Origin of the sequence: Phycicoccus sp. Soil748 (assembly GCF_001428025.1) — a bacterium.
Classification (GTDB): domain Bacteria; phylum Actinomycetota; class Actinomycetes; order Actinomycetales; family Dermatophilaceae; genus Pedococcus.
Map to the genome: position 1 here is coordinate 337,209 of NZ_LMSC01000007.1, position 18,889 is coordinate 356,097.

Annotated in this window: 22 protein-coding genes; 16 read left to right on the forward strand and 6 right to left on the reverse strand. The window is 72.4% G+C overall.

What is annotated here, in order from left to right; translation table 11 throughout:
- The 6 genes from ASG70_RS09280 to ASG70_RS09305 are packed head-to-tail and all read left to right on the forward strand — an operon-like array spanning position 1 to position 5,315.
- Positions 1-897: a carbohydrate ABC transporter permease gene (locus tag ASG70_RS09280; RefSeq protein ID WP_056883544.1), complete on the forward strand. Its 897-nt coding sequence runs from the start codon at positions 1-3 to the stop codon at positions 895-897.
- Positions 894-1,733: a carbohydrate ABC transporter permease gene (locus tag ASG70_RS09285; protein ID WP_235531423.1), complete on the forward strand. Its 840-nt coding sequence runs from the start codon at positions 894-896 to the stop codon at positions 1,731-1,733. Before ASG70_RS09280 ends, ASG70_RS09285 begins: the two co-directional genes overlap by 4 nt.
- Positions 1,730-2,539, forward strand: coding sequence for a DeoR/GlpR family DNA-binding transcription regulator (locus ASG70_RS09290; RefSeq protein ID WP_056883545.1), 810 nt, complete (start codon positions 1,730-1,732; stop codon positions 2,537-2,539). The genes ASG70_RS09285 and ASG70_RS09290 overlap by 4 nt, the downstream gene beginning before the upstream one ends.
- 2 nt (positions 2,540-2,541) lie before the next feature.
- The gene (locus ASG70_RS09295; RefSeq protein WP_056883546.1) at positions 2,542-3,483 is read left to right on the forward strand and encodes an ROK family protein; all 942 of its coding nucleotides are present in this window, start codon (positions 2,542-2,544) and stop codon (positions 3,481-3,483) included.
- A complete protein-coding gene (locus tag ASG70_RS09300) occupies positions 3,480-4,478 on the forward strand; it encodes a 1-phosphofructokinase family hexose kinase (protein ID WP_235531424.1) in 999 nt (332 codons plus the stop codon). The genes ASG70_RS09295 and ASG70_RS09300 overlap by 4 nt, the downstream gene beginning before the upstream one ends.
- 3 nt (positions 4,479-4,481) lie before the next feature.
- Positions 4,482-5,315, forward strand: coding sequence for a class II fructose-bisphosphate aldolase (locus ASG70_RS09305; protein ID WP_056883547.1), 834 nt, complete (start codon positions 4,482-4,484; stop codon positions 5,313-5,315).
- On the opposite strand, the gene ASG70_RS09310 is transcribed toward ASG70_RS09305, so the two are convergent.
- The gene (locus tag ASG70_RS09310; RefSeq protein ID WP_056883548.1) at positions 5,312-5,875 is read right to left on the reverse strand and encodes a TetR/AcrR family transcriptional regulator; all 564 of its coding nucleotides are present in this window, start codon (positions 5,873-5,875) and stop codon (positions 5,312-5,314) included. The two genes, ASG70_RS09305 and ASG70_RS09310, sit on opposite strands and share 4 nt — an antisense overlap.
- Before the next feature lie 48 nt (positions 5,876-5,923).
- Between ASG70_RS09310 and ASG70_RS09315 the strand changes: the two genes are divergently transcribed.
- Positions 5,924-6,424: an FBP domain-containing protein gene (locus tag ASG70_RS09315; RefSeq protein ID WP_056883549.1), complete on the forward strand. Its 501-nt coding sequence runs from the start codon at positions 5,924-5,926 to the stop codon at positions 6,422-6,424.
- Positions 6,425-6,528: 104 nt separating this feature from the next.
- Positions 6,529-7,152, forward strand: a complete 624-nt coding sequence (locus ASG70_RS09320) for a histidine phosphatase family protein (protein ID WP_056883550.1) — start codon at positions 6,529-6,531, stop codon at positions 7,150-7,152.
- An 87-nt stretch (positions 7,153-7,239) separates the two neighbouring features.
- Here ASG70_RS09320 and nucS read toward each other — a convergent pair whose 3' ends face one another.
- Complete coding sequence (nucS, locus tag ASG70_RS09325) at positions 7,240-7,935, reverse strand: endonuclease NucS (protein ID WP_056884109.1); 696 nt, start codon at positions 7,933-7,935, stop codon at positions 7,240-7,242.
- A 103-nt stretch (positions 7,936-8,038) separates the two neighbouring features.
- Here nucS and ASG70_RS09330 point away from each other — a divergent pair, with 103 nt between their 5' ends.
- From ASG70_RS09330 to ASG70_RS09350, 5 genes are all read left to right on the forward strand, one after another.
- A complete protein-coding gene (locus ASG70_RS09330; RefSeq protein WP_056883551.1) occupies positions 8,039-8,443 on the forward strand; it encodes a hypothetical protein in 405 nt (134 codons plus the stop codon).
- A gap of 119 nt (positions 8,444-8,562) precedes the next feature.
- Positions 8,563-10,341 (forward strand): 3-hydroxyacyl-CoA dehydrogenase family protein, encoded by a 1,779-nt coding sequence (locus ASG70_RS09335; RefSeq protein WP_056883552.1) that lies wholly within the window; start codon positions 8,563-8,565, stop codon positions 10,339-10,341.
- A 36-nt stretch (positions 10,342-10,377) separates the two neighbouring features.
- Positions 10,378-10,677: a hypothetical protein gene (locus tag ASG70_RS09340; protein ID WP_056883553.1), complete on the forward strand. Its 300-nt coding sequence runs from the start codon at positions 10,378-10,380 to the stop codon at positions 10,675-10,677.
- 66 nt (positions 10,678-10,743) lie between these two features.
- Positions 10,744-11,670 carry an ABC transporter ATP-binding protein gene (locus ASG70_RS09345; RefSeq protein ID WP_056883554.1) on the forward strand — a complete coding sequence of 309 codons (927 nt, stop codon included), beginning with the start codon at positions 10,744-10,746 and terminating at the stop codon, positions 11,668-11,670.
- On the forward strand, positions 11,667-12,914 hold the full coding sequence (locus ASG70_RS09350) for an ABC transporter permease (RefSeq protein ID WP_056883555.1): 1,248 nt from the start codon (positions 11,667-11,669) through the stop codon (positions 12,912-12,914). Before ASG70_RS09345 ends, ASG70_RS09350 begins: the two co-directional genes overlap by 4 nt.
- On the opposite strand, the gene ASG70_RS09355 is transcribed toward ASG70_RS09350, so the two are convergent.
- From ASG70_RS09355 to ASG70_RS09370, 4 genes are all read right to left on the reverse strand, one after another.
- Positions 12,875-14,230: an AI-2E family transporter gene (locus ASG70_RS09355; RefSeq protein WP_056883556.1), complete on the reverse strand. Its 1,356-nt coding sequence runs from the start codon at positions 14,228-14,230 to the stop codon at positions 12,875-12,877. The genes ASG70_RS09350 and ASG70_RS09355 overlap by 40 nt on opposite strands.
- A 49-nt stretch (positions 14,231-14,279) precedes the next feature.
- Positions 14,280-15,620: a crotonyl-CoA carboxylase/reductase gene (gene ccrA / locus ASG70_RS09360; protein WP_056883557.1), complete on the reverse strand. Its 1,341-nt coding sequence runs from the start codon at positions 15,618-15,620 to the stop codon at positions 14,280-14,282.
- A 151-nt stretch (positions 15,621-15,771) separates the two neighbouring features.
- Entirely contained in the window at positions 15,772-16,212 is a 441-nt protein-coding gene (gene mce, locus ASG70_RS09365; protein WP_056883558.1) for a methylmalonyl-CoA epimerase, read from the reverse strand.
- 106 nt (positions 16,213-16,318) lie between these two features.
- Positions 16,319-16,888 (reverse strand): hypothetical protein, encoded by a 570-nt coding sequence (locus ASG70_RS09370; RefSeq protein WP_056883559.1) that lies wholly within the window; start codon positions 16,886-16,888, stop codon positions 16,319-16,321.
- 88 nt (positions 16,889-16,976) lie between these two features.
- On the opposite strand from ASG70_RS09370, the gene ASG70_RS09375 reads away from it, so the two are divergent.
- From ASG70_RS09375 to ASG70_RS09385, 3 genes are all read left to right on the forward strand, one after another.
- Positions 16,977-17,417, forward strand: a complete 441-nt coding sequence (locus tag ASG70_RS09375) for a YbaB/EbfC family nucleoid-associated protein (RefSeq protein WP_056883560.1) — start codon at positions 16,977-16,979, stop codon at positions 17,415-17,417.
- A gap of 114 nt (positions 17,418-17,531) precedes the next feature.
- Entirely contained in the window at positions 17,532-17,828 is a 297-nt protein-coding gene (locus ASG70_RS09380) for a type VII secretion target (protein ID WP_056883561.1), read from the forward strand.
- Positions 17,828-18,832, forward strand: a complete 1,005-nt coding sequence (locus ASG70_RS09385; protein WP_056883562.1) for a WXG100 family type VII secretion target — start codon at positions 17,828-17,830, stop codon at positions 18,830-18,832. The genes ASG70_RS09380 and ASG70_RS09385 overlap by 1 nt, the downstream gene beginning before the upstream one ends.
- Positions 18,833-18,889 lie beyond the last annotated feature (57 nt).

The following is an 18,889-nucleotide window of genomic DNA, read 5'->3' on the forward strand; positions in this document are numbered from 1 at the left end:
ATGAAGAGACGAGGTGAGGCGTCGGGCCCCGTCGCACTGCTGTGGCTGGGGCCCGCGCTCATCCTCATCGCCGGGGTGGTCGTCTACCCCGCCGTGGAGCTGGTCAAGGCGTCGCTCTCGCGCTACTCCATCACGGGGCTGCGCAAGGGCGACGCCGGGCTGGAGAACTTCCGCGGCGTCCTGGCCAACGAGTCCCTCGGCACGGTCCTGACCAACACCCTGGTCTGGGTGGTCGCGGTCGTCGTGCTGACGATCCTCATCAGCCTCGGGGTCGCGCAGTTCCTCACCAAGGACTTCTGGGGCCGGCGGGTGGTGCGGTGGGCGGTCATCGTGCCGTGGGCCGCGTCACTGGTCATCACCGCGCGACTGTTCAGCCTCATCTACAGCTACTACTACGGCACGCTCAACGCGCTGCTGTTGAAGCTGCACGTCATCAGCACGCCGATCGACTTCCTGGGCGACGACCGCTGGATCATGCCGTCGATGGTGGCGGTCGGGGTGTTCGTCTCGATCCCGTTCACCGCCTACGTGTTCGTCGCCGGGCTGCACGCCATCCCGAGCGACGTCTACGAGGCGGCGCGCATCGACGGCGCCTCGCCCTGGAAGGTGTGGCGGCTGATCACGCTGCCGCTGCTGCGCCCGGCCGTCCTCGTGGCGACCGTGCTCAACATGATCTACGTGTTCAACAGCTTCCCGATCATCTACACGCTCAACGAGTCCAACCCCGGGTTCGGCCACGACACGACGATCACGTTCATGTACAAGCTGGCGTTCAAGAGCGCCGAGAAGGACGTGGGCCAGTCGGCGGCCGCGGGCCTGTTCAACGTGCTGCTCATCCTGGTGGCCGTCGTCGTCTACCTGCGGGTCTCGCGGTGGCGTGAGGAGGAGCAGTCGTGAACGGCACCCTGAGCTGGCGCAGGATCCGCCCGGCGGCCATGCCGGTCATCGGGCTCGCGGTGGCGCTGGCGTTCCTGTGGCCCTACCTCGTGATGCTGCTCGACGCCTTCCGGCCCAGTGGCGACGTCGTCACCACGCCCGCCTCGATCCTGCCGCGGGAGTGGAAGTGGACGACGTTCAGTGAGGTGGTCGGTGACGAGCGGTTCCGCGCGTGGCTGCTGACCTCCGTCGTCGTCGCCGTGGCCTCAACGGTGATCGTGGTGCTCGTCGCGGTGCCGGCGGCCTACTTCACCGCCCGGTTCCGCTTCCGGGGGCGCATTGCGTTCCTGTTCCTCGTGCTCATCACGCAGATGTTCTCGCCGACCTCGCTGGTCGTCGGCATCTACCGGGAGTTCTTCTCCCTCAACCTCGTCAACACCTACCTCGCCCTCATCCTCACCAACGCTGCGTTCAACCTCGCCTTCGCGGTCTGGATCCTGCACGGGTTCTTCGCCTCCATCCCCAAGGAGGTCGAGGAGGCGGCCGAGCTCGACGGGTGCGGCCCGGTGACGCGGCTGCGGCGGATCATGCTGCCGCTGACGCTGCCCGGCCTCGTGACGGCGACCATCTTCACCTTCATCGCGGCCTGGAACGAGTACGTCGTGGCGCTGACCCTCATGCTCGACGACAGCAAGAAGCCGCTCACCGTCGGCATCAACTCCTACGTCACCGGCTACGAGCAGAACTGGGACCAGCTGTTCGGCGCCTCGATCATCGCGATCGTGCCGGTCGTGATCCTGTTCGCGATCATCGAGAAGCACCTCGTGGGGGGCCTGACGGCCGGGTCGGTCAAGTGAGCGCCTCCGTCTCGCGGCCGCAGGACCGCGGCGCGCGGTGGAGCGCCCTGCTCGGGCTGCTCGCCGAGAACGGGAGGCTGAGCGTCGCCGAGGTCGTCGAGGCGCTCGGGGTCTCCGAGGCCACCGTGCGGCGCGACTTCACCGACCTCGCGGCCCAGCAGCTCGTGACCAGGACGCACGGCGGCATCGTCGCGTCGGCGGTCGCCTACGACCTCCCCGCCCGCTACAAGCAGGCCGGCACCGACACGGCCAAGGACCGGATCGCGGCGTACGCGGCCGACCTCGCCGTCGAGGGCTCGGTCGTGGGCTTCAACGGGGGCACCACGACGAGTGCGGTCGCGCGGCGGCTCGCGGCGCGCGCCGACCTCGCGAGCTCGTCGCGGCGACCGGCGATCACCGTGGTGACCAACGCCCTCAACATCGCCACGGAGATGGTGCTGCGCCCGTTCGTACGGTGCGTGTCGCTCGGTGGCGTGGCGCGCACCGAGTCCTACGAGCTGTCCGGGCCACTCGCCGCGATGGTGCTCGGGGAGCTGTGGCTCGACACGGTCTTCCTCGGCGTCGACGCGGTCTCCGGCTCGGCCGGCGCCATGTGCCACCACGAGGGGGAGGCGGGCATCAACGCCCTCATGGTCGAACGCGCCCAGCGCGTCGTCGTGGTGGCCACCGGCGCCAAGCTCGGCCGCAGGGCGTTCGCGCGCATCTGCCCACCGTCGCGCATCGACCTGGTGGTCACCGACAGCACCGCACCCGAGGACGCCGTCGCCGACCTGCGTTCTGCCGGCGTCACCGTGGACGTGGTCTGACGGTGGACCCGCACGACGCAGCGACCGACGTGGTCGCCGCCGTGGACGTGGGCGGCACCCGCACCAAGGCGGCGCTCGTGGCGCGCGACGGCCGCGAGGTCGTCTCGACGACGGTGCCGACACCGACAGACTGTGCGCTCCCGGGCGTCCTGGTGCAGCACGTGGAGCAGGTCGTGCGCGACCTGCTGGCCGCGCAGGGGGCAGTGCAGCAGGTCGTCGCCTGCGGGGTGGTCGTCCCCGGGCTCGTCGACGACGAGCGGGGGGTCGCCCGCTGGTCGGCCAACCTCGGCTGGCGCGACCTGCCCGTCGGCGCGCCGCTCTCCGCGCGGCTCGGGCTGCCGGTCGCCCTCGGCCACGACGTCCGCGCGGGACTGGTGGCAGAGGCCAGGCTGGGCGCCGCCCGCGACGACCGGCACGTCCTGTTCGTCCCGGTGGGCACGGGCATCGCGGGCGCCCTCATGGTCGACGGGCACGTCCTGCTCGCCGACGGCTACGCGGGCGAGCTGGGGCACGTCGTCGTCGACCCCGGGGGCCCTGAGTGCGGCTGCGGGGCTCGCGGGTGCCTGGAGGCCGTCGCGTCCGCGGCTGCCGTCGAGCGCGCGTACGCTGCGGTGGCCGCCACGCCACCAGGACCTGGGGGACGGGTCTCTGCGGAGGAGCTCGCGGCCCTCGTCGATGCGGGCGACGTGGCGGCGCAACAGGTCTGGGAGGTCGCTGTCGAGGCTCTCGCGACTGCGGTGACCGCGGCCGTGACCCTGACGGGTGTCGACCTGGTGCTCGTGGGGGGAGGCCTGGCCGAGAGCGGGGAGACCCTGCTCGGGCCGTTGCGCACCGCGGTCCGCGGCCGGCTGACGTTCCAGCGGATGCCGCGCATCGAGCGACCGATGCTCGGCGACCGGGCCGGCTGCCTCGGGGCGGCCTGCCTCGCCTGGGACCTCGCATGAACGTCGCACCGGACGAGCCCGGTGTGGTGCTCACCGTCACCCCCAACCCGGCCCTCGACGTGACCTACGACGTCGAGCGGCTGGTGCCCCACGCCAGCCACCGCGTGCTGGCGGTGCGCGAGGTGGCCGGGGGCAAGGGGCTCAACGTCGCCGGGGTCCTGCGGTGCTGCGCGGTGCCGGTGCTCGCCACCGGTGCGGTCGGCGGACCGGCGGGGGAGCAGCTGCGGGCCGACCTCGACGCCCGCGGAGTCACCCACCGCTTTGCCCGGTCCTGCGCCCCCACGCGGCGCACGACGACCGTCGTCAGCCTGGCGGACGGTGATGCCACGGCGTTCAACGAGCCCGGCGCGGCGTGGCCGGTCGAGGCGTGGTCGGCGCTGGTCCAGCACGTGGCCGACCTCGTCGACCAGCACCCGGTGCGGGTGCTGGTCGCGTCGGGCAGCCTGCCGCCAGCTCGCAGCGAGGGGTCCCACCCGGGCGCCGACGGAGCGCCATCCTTCGCCGACCACGCCTACGCCGACCTGACCCGGGTCGCGCACGACGCCGGGCTACCCGTCGTGGTCGACGCCTCCCGCGCCGCGCTCCTCGGTGCCCTCGCGGCGGGCCCCGACGTGGTGAAGCCCAACGTGCACGAGCTCCGCGAGGCGACCGGCGTGCAGGATCCCTTGGAGGGCGCAAAGGCGCTGCAGCGCAAGGGCGCTCGTCACGTCGTGGTCTCGCTGGGCGCCGAGGGCGTCCTGGCGGTTGCTCCGGACGGAACGGTCGTGCGAGCCGGCCTGGGGGAGCACCTGCGCGGCAACCCCACCGGCGCCGGCGACGCCGCCGTGGCAGCGATCGCAGCCGGGCTGGCCAGGGGAACAGCGTGGGACGAGTGCCTGCGTGACGCCGTGGCCTGGTCCGCCGCGGCGGTGCTGCAACCCACCGCGGGCGTCGTCGACCCCGCCGACATCGACCGCCTGCGCGCCGCCGTGCGCGTCGAGACGACAGGGAGCTGAACAGTGCTCGTACCGCTCAGGGAATCGCTCGAGCAGGCTCGCGCCGCGGACCGGGGGCTCGCGGCATACAACGTCGTGCACCTCGAGCACGCCGAGGCACTGGTCGGGGCGGCGGAGGACACCGGCCTCCCGGTGGTGCTCCAGGTCAGCGAGAACGCCGTGCGCTTCCACGGTTCCCTGGCCCCGATCGCCCTGGCCACGCGGACCCTGGCTGAGCGGGCGACCGTACCCGTCGTCCTGCACCTCGACCACGCGGTCTCGGTGGACCTGGTGCACGAGGCGCTCGACCTCGGCTTCACCTCCGTGATGTTCGACGGGTCACGGCTCGACGACGCCACCAACCGTTCCACGACCCGGGAGGTGGTCGCTCGCTGCCACGACCGCGGGGTCGACGTCGAGGCGGAGCTCGGCGAGATCGGCGGCAAGGACGGCGTGCACGCACCGGGGGTGCGCACCCGGCCCGAGGACGCGCGACAGTTCGCACTGGACACGGGGGTCGACGCGCTCGCCGTGGCTGTCGGCTCCTCGCACGCGATGACCGAGCGCACTGCAGCACTCGACCTCGAGCTGGTCGCTGCGATCCGGGAGGCGGTCCCGGTACCGCTGGTGCTCCACGGCTCGTCGGGCGTGCCGGACGAGGGCCTCGTCGCCGCGGTCCGGGCCGGCATGACCAAGGTCAACATCGCCACGCACCTCAGCAGCGTCTTCACCGCCGAGGTGCGTCGGGCGCTGGCCGCCGACCCGGACCTCGTCGACAGCCGCAAGTACCTCGCGCCGGCCAGGGCTGCGGTGCGGGCCGAGGCGGCCCGCCTGCTCGAGCTGCTCGCCCTGCGCTAGGCCCAGCTGCGCAGCGCGTGGTCCAGGGCGTCGAGCGAGCGCTCGAACGACGTCCCGAGGTCGCGGGGGTGGTGGCTGAAGCCGCCCGAGGTCTCCAGGCCGAGGAACCCGTAGACGGTGGACAGCACGAGTCGCGCGGCATCGGTCTCGTCCGGGTCGGCCAGGCCGTACCCGCGCAGCACGGCCCGCACGAGCTCGCCGTGCCGGGGCGCGGCGCTGGCGGCGAGCGTGGCGGGGTCGAGCTCCTGCTGCATCGCGGTGTAGCGACCGGGGTGGGCGAGCGCATAGTGCCGGTACGTCGTCGCGAAGGCCTTCAGGGCGTCCTTGCCTGCGAGGCCCGCCACGGCGTCCGCGAGCAGGTCGGCGAGCTCGGCGAGCGCAAGGACGGTGACCCGGGTGCGCAGGTCCCCCAGGCCCGCGACGTGGGAGTAGAGGCTGGCGTCCTTGACGCCCAGGCCCCGGGCGAGTGCCGCCAGGCTGATGGCCTCGAAGCCGACCTCGTCGGCGAGGTCGGCCGCGGCCACCGTGAGCCGCTCCGGGGTGATGCCTGCCCGCGCCATGTCGCTCCATAAACTAGGGGTTCTAGGTTTTCACCTATAGTACCTAGTATGCAGGAGCTGACCGAGACCCAGATCAGGACGTCGTTCGTCAACGCCACCAAGGGCGAGTCCAAGCGCCTGGTCCTGCCCAAGGACCTGACCTCGCGGCCGTGGGCCGACCTCGACTTCCTCGGCTGGCGCGACCCTGCTGCACCCCAGCGCGCCTACCTCGTGGTCCCGGACGGCGGGTCGGCCACGGGGGTCGCACTGCGGCTCGCCGACTCCTCGGCCGGACGACGCCGCCGCAACATGTGCGCGGTGTGCCTGACGACGCACCCCGGTGACGGCGTGGCGCTGATGACGGCGCGACGGGCGGGACGGTCGGGGCAGCTGGGCAACTCGGTCGGCACCTACCTGTGCAGCGACCTCGCCTGCTCGCTCTACCTGCGTGGGCTGCGCAGCGCAGGGCCGGGCGCACGGATGCAGGAGTCGCTGTCGCTGGAGGACCAGGTGGACCGGCTGCTCGCCCGGCTGCACGCCTTCCTGGGCAGCGTCGCCCGCGAGGCCTGAACCGTCAGGGCGCGCGCCGGCGCCGGCGCCGGCCCCGACCCGGCCCACCGCGGTGCTGACGCCGAACGACCCCCTCACCCGGCCCGGCGGCATACCCTCGGTCCGTGAGCGACCTCCACTGTCCCGCAACGCTGCTCGTCGCCCGCCACGGTGACGCCGAGTACGGGCACCCCTCGGTGCTCTCCGACGAGGGCGGCTGGCTCAGCGACCGGGGCCGCGAGCAGGTGCGCGACCTCGCGGCGTCGCTGCGGGACCGGCGGGTCGCCCGCGTCTACACCAGCGTCCTCCAGCGTGCGGTCGAGTCCGGCTGCCTCGCCGCGGAGGTCCTGGGGGTGGACAGCGTGGCCGTCGACGGGCTCGCGGAGTTCTCCGTCGGGGCGCTCGCCGGGCGGCCGCACGACGACCACGAGCTGGCCTCGGTCTTCCGCGCCTGGATGCACGGCGACCTCGGCCGGTTCATCCCGGGCGGCGAGACCGGCGCCGAGGTCGTGGCGCGCTACCGGGAGGCGCTGCAGTCGATCGCGGACCTGCACCGTGGGGAGACGGTGCTGGTCTTCAGCCACGGCGGCGTCATGTCGTTCGTCCTCCCGCGCATCGGGGGAGTCGTGCGCGCGGACCTGGTCGAGCAGGCGTTCCTGCCCAACTGCGGGATCGCCGAGGTCGAGGTCGACGGGGACGGCTTCCGGGTGCCGTCGTGGCCGGGGTCGAGCGACCGCGCCGTCGTCTGAGCGTCGGAGCCCGATGGACGGCGACCGGCGGGTGGCCGGCCAGCGCCGGGTCGGGGGGCCGGCCTGCGCCGGCCGGGTGGCCGCGGCTCAGAAGAGGCGGGTCGTCGTGTCGTCGATGCCGCGCAGCGCGTCGTAGTCGAGGGTGACGCAGCGGATGCCGCGGTCGGTGGCCAGCGTGCGCGCCTGCGGCTTGATCTCCTGCGCCGCGAAGATCCCGGTGACGGGGGCCAGGTGCGGGTCGCGGTTCATGAGCTCGAGGTAGCGGGTCAGCTGCTCGACGCCGTCGATGTCTCCGCGCCGCTTGATCTCGACCGCCACCGACGCGCCCCCGGCGTCACGGCACAGGATGTCGACCGGGCCGATGGCGGTCATGTACTCGCGTCGCACCAGCGACCAGCCCTCGCCGAGGGTGTGGATGTGCTCGGCCAGGAGCTTCTGCAGGTGGGCCTCCACGCCGTCCTTGACCAGGCCCGGGTCGACCCCGAGCTGGTGGGAGGAGTCGTGCAGCACCTCGTGGATGAGGACGCGCAGGCGGTCCTCGGACTTGGCGTGCTGGACCTGCCAGACCGTCTGCACGCCCTGCTCGGCCTCGTGCTCCTCCGGGGTGACCTCAGCCATGGCGCACGGCGGTGACATCCAGTTGAGCGGCTTGTAGGAGCCGCCGTCGCTGTGCACCAGGACCGAGCCGTCGGCCTTGACCAGGAGGAGCCTGGTCGCGAGGGGGAGGTGGGCGGACAGCCGCCCGTCGTAGTCCACCGAGCACGTCGCAATCACCAGTCGCACGAGGCGCAACTCTACGGCGGACGGTGACGTGGTCGTGACCAGGACCTCATTGCATCGACGAGGGGGCGGGCGCACACTCGAACCTGAGGTGAGGTGAGCACCCATGCTGATCCTGCTGGGCAACGTCGCCGGGCTGGCCATCGTCGTCGCCACCGGCATCGCCGTGCTGCGCTGGGTCAACACCGGCAGGGCCCCCCGCCTGCTGCGCCCGCTGCTCGACCGACTCGAGCGCGCGGTGGCCCGGCGAAGGCCCCGGCACGAGCCGCTGCCACCGGTCCTGCTCGCCCTCGAGGTCAGCCGGCTGGCGGGGCACGTGCGCACCGTCGACCAGTCGGACCTGCCCAACAAGGCCGAGCGGCTCATGGCCGCCCGGCTGGCCTACGACCACGCCCTGCGCGACTACTGCCGGGCCGTCGACGTGCCGGTGCCCACCGCCATCCGGGGGTTGTCGCGTGAGCAGCGCTTCGACCTCGAGACGGCGCTCATCGGGGCCGGCCACGAGTGGTGAGCGCGTGCGCCGGCCGGTGACAGAGGACCCTCCCGCTCGTCGTGTGCCGGTGCGCGGGTGGCGACCGTCACCCCGGCAGGGGGTCCACGCGGCGAACTGCCTCTGACAGACTGCGCCGCATGGCTCGTGAGTTCAGCAAGGTCGCTGTCGTCGGTCTCGGCACCATGGGTGCAGGCATCGTGGAGGTGTTCGCCCGCAACGGCATCGACGTCGTCGCGATCGAGGTCGACGAGGCGGCGGTCGAGAAGGGCCGCGGCGTCCTGCAGCACTCGACGGACCGGGCCGTCTCCCGCGGCAAGCTCTCGATCGACGACCAGGCGGCGCTGCACTCGCGGGTGCACTTCACCTCGAGCATGGACGACGTGGCCGACTGCCAGCTCGTCATCGAGGCGGTGCCCGAGCACCTGGACCTCAAGAAGGAGGTCTTCGCCAAGCTCGACGCCGTGGTCGGTCCCGACGCGATCCTGGCGACCAACACCTCCTCCCTGTCGGTCACCGAGATCGCCGTCGCCACGAGCAACCCCAAGCGGGTCGTGGGCATGCACTTCTTCAACCCGGCCCCGGTGCTGCAGTTCGTCGAGGTCATCCGCACGGTCGTCACCGAGGACGAGGTCTTCGAGGACGTCAAGGCCCTCGCCCAGCGCCTCGGCAAGCAGCCGGTCGTCGTCGGCGACAAGGCCGGCTTCATCGCCAACGCGCTGCTGTTCGGCTACCTCAACCACGCCGTCGCGATGTACGAGAGCCGCTACGCGAGCCGCGAGGACATCGACGCCGCCATGAAGCTCGGCTGCGGCTACCCGATGGGCCCGCTCGCCCTCATGGACCTCATCGGCCTGGACACCGCCTACGAGATCCTCGACACGATGTACAAGCAGGGCCGCGACCGCCTGCACGCGCCGAGCCCGATCCTCAAGCAGATGGTCAGCGCCGGCCTCAAGGGCCGCAAGAGCGGCCGCGGCTTCTACACGTATGCCGAGCCGGGCAGCTCCCAGCTCGTGGACGACGCCCTCAGCCCGGCCACCGCCGGGGGGACCCACGTGGCCACCCGTACCGTGCGCACCGTCGGTGTCGTGGGGTCGGGGACCATGGCGACCGGCATCGTCGAGGTGTTCGCCAAGGCCGGGTTCGACGTCACCTACGTCACCCGCAGCCAGCCCAAGGTCGACGCCGTGACCGCCGCCGTCACCAAGTCGCTCGAGAAGGCCGTCCAGCGCGGCAAGCTCACCCAGGAGGACCGCGACGAGGCGCTCACCCACCTCACCGGCTCCACGTCCCTTGAGGACCTGGCGACCGTCGACCTGGTCATCGAGGCGGTCGTGGAGGACCTCGCGGTCAAGCGGGCGCTCTTCGAGAACCTCGACGAGATCTGCAAGCCCGGTGCGGTCCTCGCGACCACCACGTCCTCGCTGCCGGTGGTCGAGTGCGCTGCGGCGACCAGCCGTCCGCAGGACGTCGTCGGCATGCACTTCTTCAACCCGGCCCAGGTGATGAAGCTCGTCGAGGTGGTGCACACCGTCTCGACCGCGCCCGAGGTGGTGGCCACCGCGCAGGAGGTCTGCGCCCGCGTCGGCAAGCACGTGGTGACGTGCGGCGACCGGTCGGGGGTCATCGTCAACGCGCTGCTCTTCCCCTACCTCAACGACGCCGTGAAGATGCTCGAGGCCAGCTACGCCACGGCCGACGACATCGACACCGCGATGAAGACCGGGTGCGGCCTGCCCATGGGTCCCTTCGAGCTGCTCGACGTGGTGGGACTCGACGTCGCCCTGGCCATCCAGCGCGAGCTCTACCTCGAGTTCCGCGAGCGTGGGTTCGCCCCGGCGCCCCTGCTCGAGCACCTGGTCACCGCCGGCTACCTGGGGCGCAAGACCGGACGCGGCTTCCGCACCTACGCCTGACGGCGCGCCCCGAGAGGGCTCTGCGAGAATCGGGGAATGCCCCGAGCCAACCGGCGCCGCCGCGACGACGTCCCGCTGAACGTCGACCGCGCCGTCGGCCGGCTCACGCGGCGCGAGTCGTACGGCGGCACGGAGTGGTTCGTGCGGCGGGTCACCGGTGCCTCCTCCAGCAGGGCCTACCGGTGCCCGGGCTGCCAGCAGGACATCGCCATGGGGACTCCGCACGTCGTCGCCTGGCCGGCCGAGGGCATCGGTGGTCTCGACGACCGGCGCCACTGGCACACCACGTGCTGGCAGGCGCGCGAGCGGCGGCACACGACCGGCTCCTACCGCTGACCCGGTCGTCCCCGGCTGGGACGTTCGCCTCTGGGGAGGCCGGCTCCACGGGGTGACGGTGGACGGGTGTCGGACGGGCTGCGGGTCGACCGCGTGGTGCACGCCTTCGGCGACCGCGTGGCGCTCGACGGCGTCACCTGCGAGGTGCCGGCGGGGCGCCTGACCGGCCTCCTGGGTCCCAACGGCGCCGGCAAGACCACGCTGATGCGCATCCTGCTCGGTGTGCTGCCCGCCGACGGTGGCGAGGTATGGCTCGACGGCCGGCGCCTGGAGGACGTCCACGACCGGCGCAGCTGGGGCTACATGCCGCAGGAGCGTGGGCTGTACCCGGCGATGACCGCCGGTGCGCAGCTCGTGCACTTCGGCCGCCTGCACGGGCTCCCACGCGAGGAGGCCACGCGCCGCGCTCGCGAGCTGCTCGAGGAGCTCGAGCTCGGCGACCGGTGGGACGAGCGCACCGACCGGCTGTCCGGCGGTATGCAGCAGCGGCTCCAGCTCGCTGCCGCGCTCGCGCACGGCCCGGAGGTCGTGGTGCTCGACGAGCCGTTCGCCGGCCTCGACCCCGTGGCGGTCGAGCAGCTCTCGGCGATGCTGCGGCGACGCGCCGACGACGGGTGCCTCGTCCTCTTCTCCAGCCACCAGCTCGACCTCGTGCAGGACCTGTGCGAGGACATCGTCATGGTCGACCGCGGCCGCACGGTGCTGGCGGGGTCGGTGTCGGGGCTGCGCGCCGCCTCGGGGCAGCGACGGCTGCGGCTGCAGCTGGCCTCAGCCCAGCGGGGCTGGGTGCAGGCGTTCGAGGGCGTCGAGGTGGTCAGCGACCACGCCGACGACCTGCGGCTCACCGTGCCGCCGCAGGTCGACCCGCTACGGGTGCTCGACGCCGCCCGTGCCTGCGGACCGGTGCTCGACTTCGGCCTCGAGCTGCCCACGCTCTCCGAGCTGTTCCTGGCCGCGGTGTCCGCGGCACCCGCCCGGGAGGTCGTCCGGTGACCTGGTGGCGGGGGACCGCCCTGGTCGCCGAGCGCATCCTCCTGGAGACCTTCCGCTCGCGCGCCTACCGGATCATCACGGCGGTCCTGCTGCTCGCCTCGGCGGCCGCGGTCGTGGTGCCCCGGCTCGTGCTCGCCGGCCCCACCCACTACACGCTCGCCACGGTGGGCGTGGCGCCGTCGCCGTTGCGCGCCGCCCTGCAGGCGGCCGCAGGCCAGGGCGGCTACTCGGTGGACTACGCCCCGCGCGACACGCCGGCCGCGGTCCGGGCCGCCGTCCGGGACGGCGACGCCACCGCTGGGCTCGCCGACGGCAGCCTCTACACCGGGCCCGGGGTGGCACAGACGTTCCCCGCGGTCGTCGCGCAGGCGGTCGCCTCCGTCGAGGTCACCGCGCGCCTGCGTGGCGCAGGCCTGACGCCCGCCCAGATCGCCTCGGTCGCCGCGGTGCGGCCGCCCCCGCAGGTGGTGGTCGGCCGGCCCGACAGCACCGAGCGGGCCGCCGTCGGCTTCGGGGTCGGTATCGCGCTCTACCTCGCGATCACGTTCGCGGGCAGCACGATCGCCACGGCCGTCGCGGTCGAGAAGTCGACCCGGGTCTCCGAGGTGCTGCTCGCCGTGCTCCGGCCCAGCCAGGTCCTGGTCGGGACCGTGTCGGCGGTCGGTGCCGCCACGCTGGCCCAGCTGCTCGTGCTCGGGACGCCGCTCGCCGTCGCGGTGCGGCTCGGCTACGTGGGGCTGCCGGCCGTGGCCAGCGGGGACCTCGCGCTCGGCGTCGTCTGGTTCGTGCTGGGCTTCGGGCTCTACGCGTTCCTGTTCGCCGCGTCGGCAGCGCTGGTGGACAAGGTGACGGAGGCCAGCGCTGCCGTCGCACCGGTCACCACGGTGCTCGTGCTCGGGTACCTCCTGAGCATCATGGTGGTGACGGGCGACCCGTCGAGCGGGTGGAGCACGGCCATCTCCCTGTTCCCGCTGAGCGCGCCGATGGCGATGCCGATCCGGTGGTCGGGCGGCCAGGTCCCGGTGTGGCAGCTGGCCGCCGCGATGGTGCTCACGGCCGCGACGGCGGTGCTGCTCGTCGGGGCCGGCGCTGCCGTGTACCGGCGCGCGCTCGTGATCACCGGCCACCGGGTGCGCTGGTCCGAGCTGTTCGGACGCCGCAGGCCGCGGGGCGGGGTGACCGGGCGTCCGCCCTCGCCGCCGGCTCAGTGGCGACGCTGGCGGGGGAGGAGGACCTCTTCGTAGAGCAGCAGCAGTCCCGCGGCCACGGGGATGGCCAGCAGGGCGCCGAGCACCCCGAGCAGGGTGCCGCCGGCCAGGGCGGCCACGACCGTCACGGCGCCGGGCACCGAGACCGTGCGCTGCATGACCTTCGGCGCCACGACGTAGTTCTCGATCTGCTGGTAGATGACGTAGTAGGCGAGCGCGATGAACATCTTGCGCGGCTCGTCGAAGACCGCCACGAGGCACACGACCGAGGCGCCGAGCGTGGCTCCCACCATGGGGACCAGGCCCAGGAAGCCGACCGACACGGCGAGCACGGCGGCATACGGGATCCCGACGATGGTCATCATGATCCAGGAGCAGAACGCGTTGACCGTGGCCACGGCGACCTGGCCGATGGCGTAGGACCCGGTCCGCCGCATGATCTCCTCGGAGAGCGACACGACGCGCGGGCGGCGCGAGGCCGGCACGACGGCATACGCCGCCTGCTTGACGCGCGGCAGGGAGGCGAGCAGGAAGAGGGTCAGGACGAGGACGGTGAACGCCTGGAAGATGCCCGTGACGACCGCGGCGCCGACCCCCAGCACGCCGCCGAAGACCGAGCCGAGGAAGCCGCTGTCGGTGATGCGCTTGTTGAACTCGCTCTGGATCTTGTCGACCAGGTCGTAGTGCTGGTCGAGGTCCTGGACCCAGTGGCTCTTGAGGACCTGGTCGAGCCAGTCCGGCGCCTGCGCGACGAGCTGTCCGCCCTGGGTGATGACGGGCGGCACCACGACGACGCCGAGCAGCGCGAAGACGACCACGAGACCGGCGAACACGATGGCCACGGCGCCGCCGCGCTTGACCCCTCGCCGGGTGAGCGTCTCGACCACCGGGTTGAGGGTCAGGGTGAGGAAGAAGGAGATGACGAGGATCGTCAGGACCGTCGTGAGCCGGCCGAGGGTGTGCCAGAGCAGCAGCGCGGCCAGGACCCCGAGCGCCCCGACGAAGCCCATGTAGAAGGGGGACTGCCGGTTGAGGGGGCGTCCGGCCATGCCGTACCGCGTGCTGGCGCCGGCCGCCGCCCCCTCGGTGCCGGTCGTGTCCAGCTCCTCGACGGCGGGCGCGGAGGTGCCGGTGCCCTGTCCGGCGCCCTGACCCGCGCCGTCGACCGCTGCCGGCGCCTCGCCCGGGGACTGGCCCCCCTGGGAGGACGGGCGCAGGCCGGGCAGCACCTCGGCGAGGACGTCGGTGACGGAGGACGAACCGTTGGGGGCGTCGCGGTGCGGGTGGTTGCTCGCCCGCAGGGCCTCACGCTGGGTGCGCCGGAACTCGCGCCACCGATCAAGCACCGACATGTCCCGACCCTATGCCACCGCAGGCGCGCGCCGAGGTGACGACTCGGCGTCAGGCGTTGCGGAACCGGTTGATCTGCGGGAGCAGACGCGCACGCTTCTCGGGGTCCGTGACGCCGAGCCCCTCCTCGGGGGCGAGGGTCAGCACGCCGACCTTGCCCTGGTGGGCGTTGCGGTGGACGTCGAGCGCGGCCTGCCCGACCTCTTCCATCGAGTAGGTCTTCGACAGGGTCGGGTGGATCAGCCCGCGGTTGATGAGCTCGTTGGCCTCCCACGCCTCGCGGTAGTTGGCGAAGTGCGAGGACACGATCCGCTTGAGGTTCATCCACAGGTAGCGGTTGTCGTACTCGTGCATGTAGCCCGAGGTCGACGCGCAGGTGACGATGGTGCCGCCCTTGCGCGCCACGTACACGCTGGCACCGAAGGTCTCACGGCCCGGGTGCTCGAAGACGATGTCGACGTCGTACCCGCCGGTGAGCTCACGGATCTTCTTGCCCAGCCGCTGCCACTCACGAGGGTTCTGCGCGGTGCCCTCCTCGTTCCAGAAGGCGTAGCCCTCGGCGCTGCGGTCGATGATCAGCTCGGCGCCCATGTCGCGGCAGATCTGCGCCTTCTCGGGCGAGGAGACGACGCACACCGGGGTCGCGCCGCCGGCCAGGGCCATCTGCGTCGCGTAGGACCCCAGGCCGCCGGAAGCGCCCCAGATGAGGACGCGGTCGCCGAGCTTCATGTGGGCACCGTTGGTGGAGACCAGCTGGCGGTATGCCGTGGAGTTGACCAGGCCGGGAGACGCCGCCTCCTCCCACGACAGGTGGGCGGGCTTGGGCATCAGCTGGTTGGCCTTGACGATGGCGAGCTCGGCGAGGCCACCGAAGTTCGTCTCGAAGCCCCAGATGCGCTGCTGCGGGTCGAGCATCGTGTCGTTGTGGCCCTCGGCGTCCTCGAGCTCCACCGAGAGGCAGTGGGCGACGACCTCGGTGCCGGCCTTCCACTTGGTGACGCCGGGACCGGTGCGCAGCACGACGCCGGCCAGGTCGGAACCGACCACGTGGTAGGGCAGGTCGTGCCGCTTGGCGAACTCCGAGGTGCGGCCGTAGCGCTCCAGGAAGCCGAAGGTCGAGACCGGCTCGAAGATCGAGGTCCAGACGGTGTTGTAGTTGATCGCGCTGGCCATGACGGCGACGAGCGCCTCGCCCGGTGCGAGATCTGGGACCGGCACCTCGTCGAGGTGCAGCGACCTGCGCGGGTCCTTCTCCTTGGTCGCCATGCCCTCGAACATGCCCACCTCGTCCTTGTGCACGGTCACGGCACGGTAGGACTCGGGGAGGGGGAGGGCGGCGTACGTCTGCTCGGTGCGGTCCCCGGAGAGGATGGCGTCGCGGATGTCCTGCATGGGATGTGGCTCCTCGGCGTCGTCGGCGTCACTGCTCGGCTGCGGCCGAAACTACTGCTGGGTAAGGCAGTTCGACGGGCAGTGAGACTCCGGTCACGCGGTGACCTACCTCACCCGGCCGCAGCGCTGGCGCCCGCGCGGGCGGACGGGCTCAGTGCGTCTCGTGGGCGGGCTCGACGAGCTCGACGAGCACCCCGCCTGCGTCCTTGGGGTGGATGAAGTTGACCCTGCTGTTGGACGTGCCACGGCGCGGCTCGTCGTAGAGGAGGCGCAGCCCGCGGTCGCGCAGCACGGCGCTGACGTCCTCGAGGTCCTCGACGCGGTAGGCGACCTGCTGGACGCCGGGGCCCGAGCGGTCGAGGAACCTGGCGATGGTGGACTCGGGGGAGAGTGGGGCCAGCAGCTGGATGTGGGAGCCGCTGTCGCCGACCGCCATCATCGCCTCGCGGACACCCTGCTCCTCGTTGACCTCTTCGTGGGCGAGCCTCATGCCGTAGGTGTCGCGGTAGAAGACGACGGCCGCGTCGAGGTCGGCGACCGCGATCCCCACGTGGTCGATGGCGGTGAAGAGCTCGGTCGGCAGCGCGTTCATGCGCCCAGCCTAGGTCCGTCGACCGCCCTGCCGACATGAGCGATCCGTCACGTCGGCGGAGGGATCCGTCACCTCGGCGCAGGGCCGGGCGCCGCAGGACCGGTCGTCAGGACCGGTCGCCGAGATGGGGTGCGAAGAAGTCGCGGGTGCGGGCGTCGGCGGCGAGCTCGGGCCGCTCCATGAGCCACTGCGCCAGGACGCCGACGGCACGCTCCCACCCCCGGTCGCGAGCGGTGAACCGGGCCACCGGCTGCTTCTGCCCCTGCGCCATGACGAAGACCCGGGACGGCCGCTGGCGGCCGTCGACCGAGGAGGCCCCGACGTAGTGGACCGAGACGACCTGCTCCCGGGGGGTGTCGGTGCGGCGGCGCCCCACCCGCAGGCGCACGCCGTCGGCGTCGAGGACCTCGCGGTACGACGCGGCGTACCAGACGCCCACGGGCAGCACCACGAGCAGCACGGCCACGATGAGCCAGCCGATGACGCTGCCGACGGCCCCGATGCCCGACCCGCGGAAGGGCGCCATCCAGTCGCCCTCCGTGACGGCAAGCCGGACTGCGGCCAGCATGCCCACCCACAGGGCGGCGGCGGCCGGGCCACCGATCCACAGCAGCGGCCAGGGCGTCCGCACCACGACGCGCTCGGTGCGGGAGGGACGACGCAGGTCGCTGGACATGGCTCGATCGTAGACACCGGAGGGGGTCGCCGGGATGGGGAGTTCTCACCGTTGGCCCCAACTGTCCGCTGCGCTACCTTCGTCCACCATGGGGACCATTCCGGACTACTCGTCGGCCGACGCCGCCCGCGAGACCATCGCCCGCCAGACGCAGGAGGCGATCGAGAAGGCCCGCCGCGCCACAGCCTGGAGGCAGGAGATCGACGCCCTGCGCGGCCACGGCAGCGCCGACCGCGGAGCCGTCAGTGCCACCGTCGAGGTGTCGGGGATGCTGGTCGACCTCGAGGTCTCCGACCAGGCCGCGCAGCGCGGGGGGCGTGAGGTGGCGGCCCTGGTCGTCGAGGCGGTCAAGGCGGCCCAGCGCGACGTGGGGCGCAAGGTCATGGAGGCCTCCGAGCAGGAGTGGGGCGCCGAGTCCAGCACGACCGACCGCATGCGGGCCGAGGTGACCGGTCGCTTCGGGTCCCTCGAGGACCCGGACGCGCCGAGCCGGGGGCTGCCGGGCGCCGACATCAACTGGGGCCGCTGAGCCCGACCGCCGCCGGGCGCGCACCACCCGGTACCCGCTAGCTCCACCGCACCACCACAACCGCACCACGACGCCATACCGCCACACCACAGCCACACCGCAGGGGGAACCAGCATGGCCATCGACGTAGACACCGACACCCTTCGCGAGCACGCGAAGTCCGTGGACTTCCTCGCCGACGACCTGCAGCGGTGCTCGTCGGCCACGGGCACGACGCTCGGCGGCGACGACTTCGGCAAGATCGTCGGCTGGCTCGCCGAGGTGTTCACGGGACAGCGAGAGGCCCACCACGAGACCCTCGGGAAGCTGCAGGAGGAGTTCGCCTCCGCCGCCGAGGCGCTGCGCTCGGTGGCGCGCCAGTACGACCACGACGACGAGTCGGTCACGTTCACCATGAAGGACGTGTACTGATGGGACAGACCCAGATCGGGCCCGCGTCGCTGGTCGCGGGTGAGGAGGAGCGCGGGGCGTTCTCCGGCGCCGGACTGCTCGACAGCGTGGTGGGCACGTGCGACTCGCTTGCCAACGGCGACTGGGTCTCCGCGGGTCTGGGGACCGTCTCGACGGCCCTGGACCTGGCGGCGACCGTCTCCGACCCGCTCGGCAGCCTCATCGCCGCTGGTCTGGGCTTCCTCATCGACCACCTGGAGCCGATCAAGGGCTGGTTCGACGACCTGGCCGGCAACCCCGAGGGTGTCGCCGCCTACGCCGGCACGTGGAGCAACGTCGCCTCCCAGCTCGTCTCCGTCTCCGACAGCCTCATCCACCGCCTCGACGCCGACCTGGGCCTGATGTCAGGTGCCGCCGTCGCCGCCTACCGGGGCGAGGCGCGCAAGCTCAAGGCCGTCACCGACACCATGAAGCAGGAGTGCGACGGCGTGGCCGGCTCGCTCGAGGCCGCGGCCGCGCTGGTCGGCTTCGTCCACGGGTTCGTGCGCGACGTCCTGTCCGAGCTCGTCGGCGCCCTGATCAGCTACGCCGCGGAGCTCGCCCTGAGCCTGGGCCTGGCCACGCCGCTGGTCGTCGAGCAGGCCAGCACCCGCGTCGCCTCGGTGGTGGGGCGCTGCTCGACGAAGATCGACGCCCTGGTCAGCTCCAGCCGCGAGCTCGAGCGCCTCGTGGCCCTCCTCAAGGACGGCCTGCGCCAGATCAAGTCCATGCTCGGCAAGATCCGCCCCAACGAGGCCCCGCCCACCGGTCGCCACCGCGCCCCGGGGAGCCCCGACCGGCCGCGGCCTCCCCACGACCCGGCCGACCCGCCGGGGGACCACCGGGCGACGTTCCCCGAGACGGTCCGCAACACCGGCCGCCGCAACCTCCACGACGCCAAGGAGGACCTGCCCTACAACGTCCGCGACTGGATCTTCAACAACGCGCGCGAGCAGGTGCCCGAGAAGGACGACGAGGAGCAGTAGGCCGCGCGGCGCGCAGGTCGTCGCGCCGGCCTAGGTCGCTCAGAGGCCGCTCGGAGG

Coding starts and splice junctions, on each gene's coding strand:
- ASG70_RS09280 (WP_056883544.1), top strand. CDS start 1: ATGAAGAGACGAGGTGAGGCGTCGGGCCCCGTCGCACTGCTGTGGCTG.
- ASG70_RS09300 (WP_235531424.1), top strand. CDS start 3,480: ATGAACGTCGCACCGGACGAGCCCGGTGTGGTGCTCACCGTCACCCCC.
- ASG70_RS09310 (WP_056883548.1), bottom strand. CDS start 5,875: ATGGCGCGGGCAGGCATCACCCCGGAGCGGCTCACGGTGGCCGCGGCC.
- ASG70_RS09315 (WP_056883549.1), top strand. CDS start 5,924: ATGCAGGAGCTGACCGAGACCCAGATCAGGACGTCGTTCGTCAACGCC.
- ASG70_RS09330 (WP_056883551.1), top strand. CDS start 8,039: ATGCTGATCCTGCTGGGCAACGTCGCCGGGCTGGCCATCGTCGTCGCC.
- ASG70_RS09335 (WP_056883552.1), top strand. CDS start 8,563: ATGGCTCGTGAGTTCAGCAAGGTCGCTGTCGTCGGTCTCGGCACCATG.
- ASG70_RS09340 (WP_056883553.1), top strand. CDS start 10,378: ATGCCCCGAGCCAACCGGCGCCGCCGCGACGACGTCCCGCTGAACGTC.
- ASG70_RS09355 (WP_056883556.1), bottom strand. CDS start 14,230: ATGTCGGTGCTTGATCGGTGGCGCGAGTTCCGGCGCACCCAGCGTGAG.
- ccrA (WP_056883557.1), bottom strand. CDS start 15,620: ATGCAGGACATCCGCGACGCCATCCTCTCCGGGGACCGCACCGAGCAG.
- mce (WP_056883558.1), bottom strand. CDS start 16,212: ATGAACGCGCTGCCGACCGAGCTCTTCACCGCCATCGACCACGTGGGG.
- ASG70_RS09370 (WP_056883559.1), bottom strand. CDS start 16,888: ATGTCCAGCGACCTGCGTCGTCCCTCCCGCACCGAGCGCGTCGTGGTG.
- ASG70_RS09375 (WP_056883560.1), top strand. CDS start 16,977: ATGGGGACCATTCCGGACTACTCGTCGGCCGACGCCGCCCGCGAGACC.
- ASG70_RS09380 (WP_056883561.1), top strand. CDS start 17,532: ATGGCCATCGACGTAGACACCGACACCCTTCGCGAGCACGCGAAGTCC.
- ASG70_RS09385 (WP_056883562.1), top strand. CDS start 17,828: ATGGGACAGACCCAGATCGGGCCCGCGTCGCTGGTCGCGGGTGAGGAG.